At 32.7% G+C, this 12,865-nt stretch carries 14 protein-coding genes and 1 tRNA gene; 9 read left to right on the top strand and 6 right to left on the bottom strand.

What is annotated here, in order from left to right; all coding sequences use genetic code 11:
* Positions 1-173: 173 nt before the first annotated feature.
* Genes ACEN2I_RS04665 through ACEN2I_RS04655 form a run of 3 tightly spaced genes read right to left on the bottom strand, consistent with a single transcriptional unit; the run spans position 174 to position 2,297 of the window.
* Complete coding sequence (locus tag ACEN2I_RS04665; RefSeq protein ID WP_441764951.1) at positions 174-524, bottom strand: carboxymuconolactone decarboxylase family protein; 351 nt, start codon at positions 522-524, stop codon at positions 174-176.
* Positions 517-1,332, bottom strand: a complete 816-nt coding sequence (gene tatC / locus ACEN2I_RS04660) for a twin-arginine translocase subunit TatC (RefSeq protein WP_441764950.1) — start codon at positions 1,330-1,332, stop codon at positions 517-519. Before tatC ends, ACEN2I_RS04665 begins: the two co-directional genes overlap by 8 nt.
* Complete coding sequence (locus tag ACEN2I_RS04655) at positions 1,332-2,297, bottom strand: KpsF/GutQ family sugar-phosphate isomerase (RefSeq protein WP_441764949.1); 966 nt, start codon at positions 2,295-2,297, stop codon at positions 1,332-1,334. The genes tatC and ACEN2I_RS04655 overlap by 1 nt, the downstream gene beginning before the upstream one ends.
* Positions 2,298-2,381: 84 nt before the next feature.
* On the opposite strand from ACEN2I_RS04655, the gene recQ reads away from it, so the two are divergent.
* Complete coding sequence (recQ, locus tag ACEN2I_RS04650) at positions 2,382-4,574, top strand: DNA helicase RecQ (protein WP_441764948.1); 2,193 nt, start codon at positions 2,382-2,384, stop codon at positions 4,572-4,574.
* A gap of 75 nt (positions 4,575-4,649) precedes the next feature.
* Here recQ and ACEN2I_RS04645 read toward each other — a convergent pair whose 3' ends face one another.
* Positions 4,650-4,889: a hypothetical protein gene (locus ACEN2I_RS04645; protein WP_441764947.1), complete on the bottom strand. Its 240-nt coding sequence runs from the start codon at positions 4,887-4,889 to the stop codon at positions 4,650-4,652.
* 286 nt (positions 4,890-5,175) lie between these two features.
* Between ACEN2I_RS04645 and ACEN2I_RS04640 the strand changes: the two genes are divergently transcribed.
* Together ACEN2I_RS04640 and ACEN2I_RS04635 are read left to right on the top strand one after the other, a co-directional pair.
* Positions 5,176-6,735, top strand: a complete 1,560-nt coding sequence (locus ACEN2I_RS04640) for an NAD(P)/FAD-dependent oxidoreductase (protein ID WP_441764946.1) — start codon at positions 5,176-5,178, stop codon at positions 6,733-6,735.
* 643 nt (positions 6,736-7,378) lie between these two features.
* Complete coding sequence (locus ACEN2I_RS04635; RefSeq protein WP_441764945.1) at positions 7,379-8,185, top strand: polysaccharide lyase family 7 protein; 807 nt, start codon at positions 7,379-7,381, stop codon at positions 8,183-8,185.
* A 96-nt stretch (positions 8,186-8,281) separates the two neighbouring features.
* Here the strand turns inward: ACEN2I_RS04635 and msrA are convergent, their stop codons facing one another.
* Positions 8,282-8,902 carry a peptide-methionine (S)-S-oxide reductase MsrA gene (gene msrA, locus ACEN2I_RS04630; protein WP_441764944.1) on the bottom strand — a complete coding sequence of 207 codons (621 nt, stop codon included), beginning with the start codon at positions 8,900-8,902 and terminating at the stop codon, positions 8,282-8,284.
* 8 nt (positions 8,903-8,910) lie between these two features.
* A complete protein-coding gene (gene msrB / locus ACEN2I_RS04625) occupies positions 8,911-9,468 on the bottom strand; it encodes a peptide-methionine (R)-S-oxide reductase MsrB (RefSeq protein ID WP_441764943.1) in 558 nt (185 codons plus the stop codon).
* A gap of 297 nt (positions 9,469-9,765) precedes the next feature.
* Here msrB and idi point away from each other — a divergent pair, with 297 nt between their 5' ends.
* The 6 genes from idi to ACEN2I_RS04595 all read left to right on the top strand — a co-directional run bounded on the left by idi (position 9,766) and on the right by ACEN2I_RS04595 (position 12,691).
* Complete coding sequence (gene idi / locus ACEN2I_RS04620) at positions 9,766-10,293, top strand: isopentenyl-diphosphate Delta-isomerase (RefSeq protein ID WP_441764942.1); 528 nt, start codon at positions 9,766-9,768, stop codon at positions 10,291-10,293.
* Between the two features lie 19 nt (positions 10,294-10,312).
* Positions 10,313-10,723 (top strand): 6-carboxytetrahydropterin synthase, encoded by a 411-nt coding sequence (locus ACEN2I_RS04615; RefSeq protein ID WP_441764941.1) that lies wholly within the window; start codon positions 10,313-10,315, stop codon positions 10,721-10,723.
* A 3-nt stretch (positions 10,724-10,726) separates the two neighbouring features.
* Complete coding sequence (locus tag ACEN2I_RS04610) at positions 10,727-11,185, top strand: peroxiredoxin (RefSeq protein WP_441764940.1); 459 nt, start codon at positions 10,727-10,729, stop codon at positions 11,183-11,185.
* Between the two features lie 62 nt (positions 11,186-11,247).
* Positions 11,248-12,216, top strand: a complete 969-nt coding sequence (locus tag ACEN2I_RS04605) for a type I phosphomannose isomerase catalytic subunit (RefSeq protein ID WP_441764939.1) — start codon at positions 11,248-11,250, stop codon at positions 12,214-12,216.
* A gap of 56 nt (positions 12,217-12,272) precedes the next feature.
* Complete coding sequence (locus ACEN2I_RS04600; protein WP_294925788.1) at positions 12,273-12,539, top strand: hypothetical protein; 267 nt, start codon at positions 12,273-12,275, stop codon at positions 12,537-12,539.
* 78 nt (positions 12,540-12,617) lie between these two features.
* Positions 12,618-12,691, top strand: a tRNA-Thr gene (locus ACEN2I_RS04595).
* Positions 12,692-12,865 lie beyond the last annotated feature (174 nt).

The following is a 12,865-nucleotide window of genomic DNA, read 5'->3' as shown; positions in this document are numbered from 1 at the left end:
CTCAAAATTCATTTTAAAATTTGATTTGAAAAGCAAAATAAATGTAAAACAATCAATCCGATAAATCAATTAACAAATTATTGCAATTTCAAAATTTAGAATTTGTCCTTCAGAATTAAATAATTAGGGCATTTCAAGAAATTACCTAATTACCAAATTGGCACATTTTCTAATTACTGCCCTGATTCCTCTAAGGCTTCCCAAAATTCATAAGCTCTTCTTAAATGCGGAATTACGATTGTTCCTCCAACCAAAGTTGCGATTCCCATTGCTTCCATCATTTCTTCTTTTGTAACACCTTCTTTATGGCTTGTTTCTAAATGATATTTTACACAGTCATCACAACGTAAAACAGCAGAAGCTACTAAGCCTAAAAGTTCTTTTGTTTTTACATCAAGAGCTCCGGGAGCATAAGCATTGGTGTCAAGATTGAAAATTCGCTTAACAATTTTGTTGTTGTCAGCTAATAACTTTTCATTCATTTTAGAACGATAGTCGTTAAATTCTTGTATGATATCAGACATTTTCTTTTAATTTATTTCTATAAACAATTTTTGAAATCATGATACTCACTTCGTAAATAAGCAGCATTGGTATTGCTACAATTGTCTGACTTACAACATCAGGCGGAGTGACTATTGCAGCGATAATTAAAATAATTATTACTGCATATTTCCAATATTTTCTCAAAAAATCAGGTGTTACCAAACCTAATTTGGTTAAGAAATAAATGGCGATTGGCAATTCAAAAAAAACAGCGCTCCCCAGAACACTGGTTTTTACCATTCCCATATAAGAATCAAGTGTAAACTGATTTTTTACCACATCACTGACAGAGAAAGTAGCGACGAAATTCACCGACATCGGAACTACGACGAAATAGCCAAACAATACTCCTAAAAAGAAAAGTAAAGAAGAGGTGAATATGAACACTTTGGCGTTTTTTCTTTCTTTCTCATATAAAGCAGGACTTATGAAATTCCAGATTTGCAGTAATATGTATGGAAAACTTAAAATAAAACCTGCTAAAAGACACATCCATACAAAAATATTTACCTGACCTTCCATCTCCGTATTCTGAATGATGAAATTCAATTCAGTTATACAAATGCTATCAGCAATACCTAACTGATGTGATAAGTCACAAAACCATACGTAGGTAAAAAAAGTAGGTCTTGTTGGTCCTAAAATAATTACATCAAATAAATAATCACTAATAAAATAAGTCACAAATGCCATTATCATGATTGCAATTGTGCTTCTAACTAACAACCATCTTAGTTCTTCAAGATGGTCTAAAAACGACATTTCGTTAAGGTTCTTCTTTGCCATTATACTATTCCTTCTTTTAAAATGTCATGTAAATGTAATACGCCTTTGTATTCGCCATTGTCTGAAACAATCAATTGTGTTATCGAAAAATCTTCTAAAATATTCAGGGCGTCAACAGCCATGGTTTCCGAAGATACTAATTTAGGATTTCTTGACATAATATCTTTTGCAGTTAAATCAGCAATTGAATCTCTGTCGTTCAGCATTCTTCTGATGTCACCATCAGTTATTATTCCTATTATTTTGTTATTTTCAACAACAGCAGTTACACCAAGTCTTTTTTCGGAGATTTCAAAAATTACTTTTTTAACAGATGTTTCTGGTGAAACCATTGGTTTTAAAGAGTTCTCAATCATATCTTTTACGCGAAGTAATAATTTTTTTCCTAAAGCCCCGCCCGGATGATAAACTGCAAAATCTTCGGGTTTAAAATCACGCATTTCCATTAGGCAGACAGCAAGGGCGTCTCCCATAACAAGTTGAGCTGTAGTACTATTTGTAGGAGCCAGATTTATTGGGCAGGCTTCGATATCAACAGTGGTATTTAAAACGTAATCAGAACCTTTAGCTAAAAATGAAGTTATATTTCCGGTCATTCCAATTAAAATATTTCCAAAACGTTTCAATAAAGGGACTAAAGCCTTGATTTCAGGGCTGTTTCCACTTTTTGAAATGCAAATTATGATATCCTCATTTTGTATCATTCCTAAATCACCATGAATGGCTTCAGAAGCGTGAAGGAACATAGAAGGTGTTCCGGTTGAATTGAATGTAGCGACCATTTTTTGCGCAATGATGGCGCTTTTTCCAATTCCTGTAACGATTAATCGGCCTTTTGTTTCGTAGATACGTTGAGTCGCTTCGTAAAAATTTTCATCAAGAAAATCAATCAGCTTTGTAATCGCTTCACTTTCAGACAGTATTGTTTTTTTTGCGATGGCTAAAATATTTTCTTTTGTAATCAAAACAGGAAAGTTAAAATTTGTGAATGTGAAAGAAATTTGTATCTTTATGATGCAAATTTATACAAAATACCATTAATATAAAGAATGAATTCAAACGAAATTGAAATACATAAAGAATTAAAGAAGTATTTCGGCTTTAGCCAATTTAAGGGTTTGCAGGAACAAGTCATTACAAGTATTTTAAATAAAAAAAATACTTTTGTAATTATGCCAACCGGAGGAGGTAAATCTCTTTGTTATCAACTGCCTGCTTTAATTCAGGATGGAACAGCTATCGTTGTCTCTCCTCTAATTGCTTTAATGAAAAATCAGGTTGATGCTATTCGAAGTCTTTCTTCTGAAAATGGAATCGCTCATGTACTGAATTCATCTCTCACAAAAACAGAAATTGCTCAGGTTAAAAAAGATATCACATCTGGTTTGACCAAATTATTATATGTAGCTCCTGAATCTTTGACGAAAGAAGAATATGTAGCTTTTTTACAAAGCGTGCCTATTTCGTTTGTGGCAATTGATGAAGCTCATTGTATTTCAGAATGGGGACATGATTTCAGACCAGAATATCGGAATCTTAAAAACATCATCAAGCAATTAGGACAAGTACCAATCATTGGGCTTACAGCTACTGCAACCCCAAAAGTTCAGGAAGATATTCTGAAAAATCTGGATATGTCTGATGCAAATACTTTTAAAGCATCATTCAACAGACCCAACTTATACTACGAAGTTCGTACTAAAACTAAAAATATTGAATCGGATATTATTCGATTTATCAAACAGCATAAAGGCAAATCCGGAATTATTTACTGTTTAAGCCGTAAAAAAGTAGAATCGATTGCAGAAGTTTTGCAGGTTAACGGAATTAGTGCTGTTCCCTATCATGCTGGGTTAGATGCTAAAACCCGGGCTAAACATCAGGATATGTTTTTAATGGAAGACGTTGATGTTGTGGTTGCAACAATTGCTTTTGGAATGGGAATTGACAAACCGGATGTTCGCTTTGTAATTCACCATGATATTCCAAAATCACTCGAGAGTTATTATCAGGAAACGGGTCGTGCGGGACGTGATGGAGGAGAAGGTCATTGTCTGGCTTACTACTCTTATAAGGATGTAGAAAAATTAGAGAAATTCATGTCAGGGAAACCAGTTGCAGAACAGGAAATTGGTTTTGCCCTATTACAGGAAGTCGTGGCTTACGCCGAAACCTCGATGTCCAGAAGAAAGTTTTTGCTTCATTATTTTGGTGAAGAATTTCCGGATGATGGTGATGGAGCCGATATGGATGACAACGTTCGTAATCCTAAAAATAAAATCGAAGCCAAAGAACAGGTTGTTAAATTATTGGAAATTGTTCGGGATACGAAGCATATTTATAAATCAAAAGAAATTGTATTTACTTTAATTGGCCGTATAAATGCAGTTATTAAAGCGCATAAAACGGATACACAGTCTTTTTTTGGTTCAGGATCTGATCATGATGAAAAATATTGGATGGCTTTGCTTAGACAAGTTCTTGTTTCAGGATATTTATCTAAAGATATTGAAACCTATGGGGTAGTTAAAATTACCCAAAATGGATTGGATTTTATTAAAAATCCGGTTTCGTTTATGATGTCTGAGGATCATGAATACAACGAGTCGGAAGACGAGGCTATTGTTACTGCAGCAAAATCTTCGGGAACTGCAGATGAAGTTTTGATGGGCATGTTACGTGAGTTACGTAAAAAAGTAGCTAAAAAACTTGGCGTCCCTCCCTTTGTGGTTTTTCAGGATCCTTCCCTTGAAGATATGGCTTTAAAATACCCTATTAGTTTAACAGAACTATATAATATTCATGGAGTTGGAGAAGGCAAAGCGAAGAAATATGGTAGCGATTTTGTTGCTTTAATAAGCCGTTATGTAGAGGATAATGATATTATTCGCCCTGATGATTTAGTCGTAAAATCGACAGGAGTTAATTCGGCTAATAAATTATATATTATTCAGAACATAGATAGAAAGTTACCTTTAAGCGATATTGCTTCTGCAAAAGGTTTAACGATGGATTCTTTGATTAAAGAAATGGAGCAAATAGTATATTCTGGTACAAAACTAAATATCAAATATTGGGTTGATGATATGCTTGACGACGATCAGCAGGAAGAAATTTACGATTATTTTATGGAATCAGAATCTGATAAAATCGAAGATGCTCTTAAGGAATTCGATGGAGAATATGATATTGATGAATTACGTTTGATGAGAATCAAATTTATTAGTGAAGTAGCAAATTAAATCAATTTCCAAAATTATGAAATCCAAATTCCAAATGCTAGCGGTAGTTTGGAATTTGGATTTTTTTATTAGAATTTAACCTTCAAAAACTTCTCCTCGATGCGGTTTTAAAGCATCTCTTACCTGAATCATATTCTCGTCGTTGACAACCATAAAAGCGATTGCCTGCATTTCGTTTATGATTTTAAAACCTGTAATATTTAAGGGAAGTTTTTCTATGGTGATATATTCTTTTAGGTGAATCTCATGATGTTCAGCTGTTTTTGCCGAAGCGGGACCACGAAAATCCCAGATCAATTTAATTTTTCTAGACATTTTTTTAAAGGTGCAAAGATTGAGAGTAGCAAAGATACAAAGTCTATTTTTACGAAGAAGAGAAAAGTTAATGCATAATTAATTACAAAAGAGCTGAGATGTAAGAAAAAAACAAAAAGTTCGCAAAGTAGGTCATCAAACAGCTTTGCTAATTTTGTGTTGTTATAAAATCATACCTTTAAAAAATCTTTGCGCACTTTCAGGTTAATTATATAAAGTCATTTCAAAATGTTATTTTTGCATATTCTTTTCATAAATAGAAAAGCTAATTGATAAATAAGATACAATGCCAAGAGAACTTTTGCTTCAGGTAACACCGGAAATAGCTGCAAACGATTTGTTGCTGAAAGACCATTTGTCTAAACAAATAAAAGTTTCTCCCAAAGAAATTCAGCACATTTCGATCTTGAAACGTTCTATTGATGCGAGACAAAAATCAATCAAAATAAACCTGAAAGTCTTAATTTATTTGCGGGGTGAATCTTTTCAGGAAACAAAAATTACGCTGCCAATATATAAGGATGTTTCATCGGCTCAGGAAGTCATTGTTGTTGGAGCAGGTCCAGCAGGACTTTTTGCTGCTTTGCAATTAATAGAACTAGGTTTAAAACCAATTGTTATTGAACGCGGCAAAGATGTTCGGGGACGCAGACGTGACTTAAAAGCAATAAATGTAGAACATATCGTAAATGAAGATTCGAATTATTGTTTTGGAGAAGGAGGCGCAGGAACATATTCTGATGGAAAACTATATACCCGGTCTAAAAAACGTGGCGATGTAACCAGAATTTTAGAACTTTTGGTTGCTTTTGGAGCTTCTGAAGATATTTTAATAGAAGCGCATCCGCATATTGGAACCAATAAATTGCCAAAAATCATTGAAGATATTCGAAATAAAATCATCGAGTTTGGCGGTCAGGTTTTGTTTGATACTCGTGTAACTGATATTTTAATAAAAAATAATGAAGTTGAAGGAATCGTAACTCAAAATGGAGACAAGATTCTTGCGAATAAATTAATCTTAGCAACCGGGCATTCGGCACGCGATATTTTTGAATTACTGGATAAAAAGAAAGTTTTTATTGAAGCTAAACCTTTTGCTTTAGGAGTTCGTGCAGAGCATTCACAGCAATTGATTGATAGTATTCAATATAGCTGTGATTATCGTGGTGAGCATTTACCGCCAGCGCCATATTCGATTGTAAAACAAGTCAATGGTCGCGGAATGTATTCGTTTTGTATGTGTCCGGGTGGTGTAATTGCGCCTTGCGCTACAAGTCCTGGTGAAGTGGTTACAAATGGCTGGTCTCCATCAAAACGAGATCAGGTTACGGCAAATTCAGGAATTGTAATTGAGTTGAAATTGGAAGATTTTAAGCCTTATGCGAAATTTGGTGCTTTGGCCGGAATGGAGTTTCAAAAAAGTATCGAACAAAAAGCATGGAATTTGGCAGGGCAAACTCAAAAAGCCCCGGCACAAAGAATGCTAGATTTTACACAAAATAAAGTTTCAGCAGATATTCCGAAAACATCTTATGTTCCCGGGACAACTTCTGTTGAAATGGGGCAGGTTTTTCCGGGCTTTTTATCACAGATTTTACGTGAAGGTTTTAAGGAATTCGGCAAATCAATGCGTGGTTATTTGACTAATGAGGCAGTTTTGCACGCACCGGAAAGCAGGACTTCATCTCCGGTTCGTATTCCCAGGGATCCTCTAACTTATGAGCATTTACAAATAAAAGGCTTTTATCCATGTGGAGAAGGAGCAGGTTATGCAGGAGGAATTATTTCTGCTGCAATTGATGGAGAAAAATGTGCCTTGATGATTGCTGAATCTTTGAAATAATAAACTGAGATTAAAAAAATAAAATAGTAATTTGTTTGATGTAATCAATATTAAAAGGATATAAACTAATAATTGAAACTAAGGTGTATAATGGAAAGAATTACTAATGTTATTTTCATTGTTATACTTTAATGAATTATCCAGATTCATTTATTTTACATTATAAGTGCTATTTTGAGCAATGAGATCTTAAAAAAGCGAGCATTCGCTACTCCTAAATTTTTTATAAATACCTTTATCTGTCTTTAAAAATATTTTCATTTGTCTTTTTTGTCTGTAATTACTTTGTAATTCTCGTTTTTATAAAATACAATGATATTTTATCTTTTAAATTTATAAAAATCTATTTTGCAAAATTCTTAGTGATTGACGTCGGAGTATTATATTTCGTTAATGATTTGTGCTGATTTTATTTTTATTTTAAACATAATGTATTTTATATGGTTTTTTTTTATTGAATGACAAAAAAATATCAAAAAAAATATAGCATAATTGAAAAAAAAATCTATTTTTATGCAATCGATTACAATGAGAATATGGTTGTGTTTTTTGCACAAAATAAATTCATAATTATTTTTTGATAAGTTTTCATAATTCTGTTTTAATCGATTGTTATAATTATTTAACCCCAAATTCAATTAAAATGAAGAAAATTACTCACCTTTTACTGTTATTAATCTGTACTACTTTTATAGGTCATGCTCAAAAGACACCTAAAATAGATTTAATGTTATGGAAATTAACAATTCCGGAGGGTTCTGTTACAACCTACAAAGCGCCTAAAATTCTGGATTATGCAGAAAATAGAGAAATTCAAAAATTTATGTTTAACGATTTGACTGATAGATCTTTAGTGTTCTATGTGTACCCATCTATAAAGTCTAAAAGATCATTTAATAAAACAGATTTAAAAGAGCAAAACTCATTTGGAAGTGATGCTAGCTGGTCTTTTAAACAAGGGGCAAAACTAAAAGCATCTGTTAAAATGGGAGAAATTTATAAGAAAAATGACGTGCATCCACGAGTTATATTTGCTCAGATAGGTGGCAGATTAAAAGAGGATCAGGTTAATTTGATAGGTGCAAAAGATAAAAGCGCTCCATCTATATTAAAGGTTTATTGGGATAACGGTTATGTGAAGTTAAGATCGAAAAGACTTGCAGATCCATCCATTACGGGTGTCGATATATTAAAAGAAGATTCATGGATTGATGATGATGGCTATACTTTTAAGAAGAAAGTAGATTTTGATAAATTTAATTTTCAAATTGAAATTACAGACGGAAAAATGAAAGTTAGCGTGGATGGTGAAGACAAAGTATATTCTGGAGGTGATTATAAGTTATGGAATTCATTTGATAACTATTTTACTGTTGGGTGTAATCTTCAGGGCGATGAAACTGGTGCATATGCGAATGTGAAATTTTATTCGTTAGATGTTACTCACTAAATTTAGAATCATATTCAAATAAATACATAAAGTCTGTATCAGTAATGATTCAGACTTTTTTTTATGAAATATGTTAAAAATAATAAAGAGCTGCTTTTAAGGCTTCTTTCTTAATTTAGTTTTAAATACCTTTTCAAATTTTTCTATTTTAGGCTGTATTACCATTTTGCAGTATGGCTGGTTTTTGTTGTTTGCATAATAGTTTTGGTGATAATCTTCTGCTTTATAAAACTTTGTAAAAGGCTCAACTTTGGTTACAATTTGACTATCGTAAACTTTTGCTTTGTTTAGTTCTGCAATAATGCTTTGTGCTGCTTTCTTTTGCCCTTCGTTTTTATAAAAAATAACAGAACGATATTGTGTTCCAATATCAGCACCTTGTCTGTTTAAAGTTGTAGGGTCGTGAACAGTAAAGAAAACCTGAAATATTTCATTAATATCAGTGATGCTTTTATCATAGGTAATCTGTACAACTTCTGCGTGACCAGTTGTTCCTGTACAAACTTCCTCATAAGTTGGGTTGGTAATTTTTCCTCCGGAAAAGCCCGAAACCACTGATTTTACTCCTTCTAAGTTTTCATAAACAGCTTCAACACACCAATAGCAGCCTCCGCCAAGTATTATGGTTTCAAGATTTGAAGTACTCTTTGTTTTTCTTCCTTGTGAAAATCCATTAATTGATAATGCAATTAGTAATATTAAAATTGTATTTTTCATGTGTAAAATTATTTTTTAGAATCAGGAATGAAATCAAGAGCAATTGAATTCATGCAGTAGCGTTTCCCTGTAGGAGCAGGGCCATCATCAAATAAATGACCTAAATGCCCGCCACATCTTCCGCACAGGGCTTCAATTCTCTCCATTCCTAATGAATTATCATTTTTATAAACTACACTTTTTTTATTGTCTTGTTCAAAAAAGCTTGGCCATCCACAGCTGCTTGAGAATTTTGCTCCAGAACGGAAAAGCGTATTTCCACATGAAGCACAATAATAAGTTCCTTTTTCATCAGTATTCCAGTATTTTCCTGTAAAAGGTCTTTCCGTATCAGCTTTGCGCATTACAGCGTAAACATCTTCTGGTAATACTTTTTTCCATTCAGCATCAGTCACATTCAGTTTTGCTGTGTCTGTATTCGAATAATAAGGATTTCCGGGTTTATTTATTTTGTTTTCCATAGTTACTGTTTTTGTATTTTGCTTTTTAGTAGACTGCCCGCAAGCCTGAAAGATAAATAGTGGAATTAAAAAGCAAAGACTGAAAAATTGTTTTCTTGTTTTCATTTTGTTTGAGTGCTTTAATTTTTTATTTCAAATGTACGACTAGATTTTGTCTATAAATGTCGTACACTTTACAATTGAGTTTTTTTTAAGTATGTTTTAACTTTATATTATTTACGTAAAATAAAGTTTAAAAGTTTTGTCGTCTTATTTTTAAAGGTTTTTTTGAGGCTGTTCGTTTTTGTAGTTACCTGGCCATTAGGTTAATAAAAAAATATTTGCCAGTTAAACTTTTCACAATCTTTTCTAAGATTTTCAAGCCATTTCTTTTTTCGTATTTTTGTTAAATCAACATACCTTATGATAGAAGAAAATGTAATATTAGTTAATCAGAATGATGAGCAAATTGGTTTGATGCCAAAATTAGAAGCACATGAAAAAGCAGTTTTGCATCGCGCATTCTCAGTTTTTATTTTAAATAGTAAAAATGAAATCATGTTGCAGCAGCGTGCTCGTCAAAAATATCATTCGCCTTTACTCTGGACAAACACTTGCTGTAGCCATCAACGTGAAGGTGAATCAAATATACAGGCAGGAAGCAGAAGATTATCCGAAGAAATGGGTTTCGAAACCGAATTGAAAGAGTTGTTTCATTTTATATACAAAGCACCTTTTGATAATGGTTTGACAGAACATGAGCTTGATCACGTGATGATTGGGTATTACAATGAAAATCCGGATATTAATTTAGAAGAAGTTGAGGATTGGAAATGGATGAAAATTGAAGATATAAAACAGGATATAGAAAGACAGCCCGAAATTTATACAGTATGGTTCAAAATAATTTTTGATGAATTCTATCATTATTTAGAAGAACATAAAGTTTAACCGACTAACCAATAACCTAATGAAAGTAACCATATCAAGAAAAGCACATTTTAATGCTGCACATCGATTACATAGGAAAGATTGGACATTTGAAAAAAACAATGCCGTTTTTGGAAAATGTAACAATCCTAATTTCCATGGGCATAATTATGGTTTAACAGTCAGTGTTACTGGAGAAATTAATCAGGAAACAGGATTTGTTTTAGATGTGAAAGTACTAGCGGATATTATATTAGAAGAAGTAGAAATTCCGTTTGATCACAAAAACCTGAATCTGGACGTTCCTGAATTTCAGGATTTGAATCCAACAGCTGAAAATATTGCCGTTGTGATATGGAATAAAATTAGAAAAAGAGTTCAGAACGATTTTGACTTAGAAGTTGTATTGAATGAAACAGATCGTAATTTTGTAACTTATAAAGGAGAATAAAACATGTCGTTAAAAATAGGGGATATAGTTCCGAATTTTATAGCAAAAGATAGTCACGGAGAAATTTTTGATAGCCAAAGTGTTTTGGGACGAAAGCCACTTGTGATTTATTTTTACCCAAAAGATAATACGCCAGGTTGTACTACAGAAGCTTGTAGTTTTAGGGATCAATATGAAGATTTTAAAGACTTAGGAGCCGAAGTTATTGGAATAAGCAGTGACAGTGTTAAATCACATCATAAATTTGCAAAAAAACATGAATTACCTTTTATATTATTATCAGATCAGGATAAAAAATTGAGGCATCTGTTTGGAGTTCGAAATAATTTATTCGGCCTTTTACCAGGACGAGTAACATATATTATTGACCGGAATGGTGTTGTTATTTTGATTTTTGATAGTGTGAATGCAGCGAAGCACATTCCGAAAGCATTAGATACAATTAAAGAATTAGTATTATAGATTAACAAGTTTGTATTACAAGAAGATAGAATTAATAAAGATATTAGCCCAGAATTTAAACTATGAAACCAAAAACATACCCTTTGCAATTTGAACCGATTTTAAAAGAAAGAATCTGGGGAGGTGAAAAATTAAAAACGATTCTTAATAAACCAATTGTTTCAAATATTACTGGTGAGAGCTGGGAATTATCCACTGTAGAAGGAGATGTAAGTATTGTGGCTAATGGAGAGTTGAAAGGAAAATCATTAATGGAACTTATTAATGAAGCACCAAACGAAATTTTGGGAACAGAAGTTTACAAACGTTTTGGAAAACAATTTCCATTATTGTTCAAATATTTAGATGCCCGAGAAGATCTTTCTATTCAGGTTCATCCAAATGATAAATTGGCAAAAGAACGCCATAATTCTTTTGGTAAAACTGAAATGTGGTTTGTAACACAAGCAGACGCAGATTCTAGAATTATTGTGGGTTTTAAAGAGAATTCAAGCAAAGAAGAATATTTAAAACATTTAAATGATAAAACTTTGCTTTCGATTTTAGATACTGTGACTGCAAAACCTGGCGATGTTTTCTTTTTAGAAACAGGGACGGTTCACGCAATTGGCGCAGGATTGGTTATAGCCGAAATTCAGCAAACATCAGACATTACGTATCGTTTGTATGATTTTGATCGTAAAGACGCACAAGGAAATACAAGAGAACTTCATGTAGATTTGGCTCTTGATGCGATAAATTATAATAAAGTAGAAACCCAGAAGCAATATGAAACAAAAACCAATACTTCTAATGTGGTGGTTGATTGTCCTTATTTTACAACTAATTTTCTTCCTTTAGAAAATAAATTGGAAGTTTCTAAATCTGGAGCCACTTTTACGGTTTATATGTGTATTGAAGGAAGCTTTGAAATAGAATATGATGGTTTTAAACAATCATATAAAAAAGGAGACACAGTTTTGGTCCCAGCTGAGATACATACATTTATTTTAACTGGAAATGCTTCAATTTTAGAAATTTACATTTCATAGCATATAATATAAAGAATATGTGTACTTTTGCAGACGCAAATTAAAATTAAAATAAAATGGCAAACGTTAAAAATTTAAAGAAAGACATCAATTTCGTATTAGGAGATATTATTGAGGCAATTTACTTATTTGAAATGTCGACTACAGGAAACCCTACACCAGAAACGAATGCTTTGATCGATCAGGCTATTGCTGCTTTTGATACTTTGATCACAAAAGTGAATGCAAAGAACGTTGAAAACAAAAAAGCACACTTCAAACAAATCAATATTGAATTGGAAGAAACTGCTAATCAATTGATTGCTAAAATCAACGAATTATAAGCCATAAAAACGATAAAAAAGTGCAAATTTATTTTGGAAAATTCTAAAACCGTCTTATATTTGCACCCGTAATGAGTCGCCAGCGTAGCTCAGTTGGCTAGAGCAGCTGATTTGTAATCAGCAGGTCGTGGGTTCGAGTCCCTCCGCCGGCTCAACATAAAACCATCACTGTTTAGTGATGGTTTTTTTATTTAATTTTAGTTGTAAATTTATTTTGGAAAATACAAAAAACCATTTTATATTTGCATGCGTAATGAGTCGCCAGCGTAGCTCAGTTGGCTAGAGCAGCTGATTTGTAATCAGCAGGTCGTGGGTTCGAGTCCCTC

The sequence above is a fragment of the Flavobacterium sp. W22_SRS_FK3 genome, assembly GCF_052113665.1.
Lineage (GTDB): Bacteria > Bacteroidota > Bacteroidia > Flavobacteriales > Flavobacteriaceae > Flavobacterium.
Note: the sequence above shows the minus strand (reverse complement) of the source record. Positions and strands in the feature narration are given on the sequence as shown.

Bases quoted from the DNA above. Each gene is read 5' to 3' on its own strand.
- tatC (WP_441764950.1), bottom strand. From the start codon at position 1,332: ATGGCAAAGAAGAACCTTAACGAAATGTCGTTTTTAGACCATCTTGAA.
- ACEN2I_RS04640 (WP_441764946.1), top strand. From the start codon at position 5,176: ATGCCAAGAGAACTTTTGCTTCAGGTAACACCGGAAATAGCTGCAAAC.
- ACEN2I_RS04605 (WP_441764939.1), top strand. From the start codon at position 11,248: ATGAAACCAAAAACATACCCTTTGCAATTTGAACCGATTTTAAAAGAA.
- ACEN2I_RS04615 (WP_441764941.1), top strand. From the start codon at position 10,313: ATGAAAGTAACCATATCAAGAAAAGCACATTTTAATGCTGCACATCGA.
- ACEN2I_RS04645 (WP_441764947.1), bottom strand. From the start codon at position 4,889: ATGTCTAGAAAAATTAAATTGATCTGGGATTTTCGTGGTCCCGCTTCG.
- msrB (WP_441764943.1), bottom strand. From the start codon at position 9,468: ATGAAAACAAGAAAACAATTTTTCAGTCTTTGCTTTTTAATTCCACTA.
- msrA (WP_441764944.1), bottom strand. From the start codon at position 8,902: ATGAAAAATACAATTTTAATATTACTAATTGCATTATCAATTAATGGA.
- ACEN2I_RS04610 (WP_441764940.1), top strand. From the start codon at position 10,727: ATGTCGTTAAAAATAGGGGATATAGTTCCGAATTTTATAGCAAAAGAT.
- recQ (WP_441764948.1), top strand. From the start codon at position 2,382: ATGAATTCAAACGAAATTGAAATACATAAAGAATTAAAGAAGTATTTC.
- ACEN2I_RS04665 (WP_441764951.1), bottom strand. From the start codon at position 524: ATGTCTGATATCATACAAGAATTTAACGACTATCGTTCTAAAATGAAT.
- ACEN2I_RS04600 (WP_294925788.1), top strand. From the start codon at position 12,273: ATGGCAAACGTTAAAAATTTAAAGAAAGACATCAATTTCGTATTAGGA.
- idi (WP_441764942.1), top strand. From the start codon at position 9,766: ATGATAGAAGAAAATGTAATATTAGTTAATCAGAATGATGAGCAAATT.
- ACEN2I_RS04635 (WP_441764945.1), top strand. From the start codon at position 7,379: ATGAAGAAAATTACTCACCTTTTACTGTTATTAATCTGTACTACTTTT.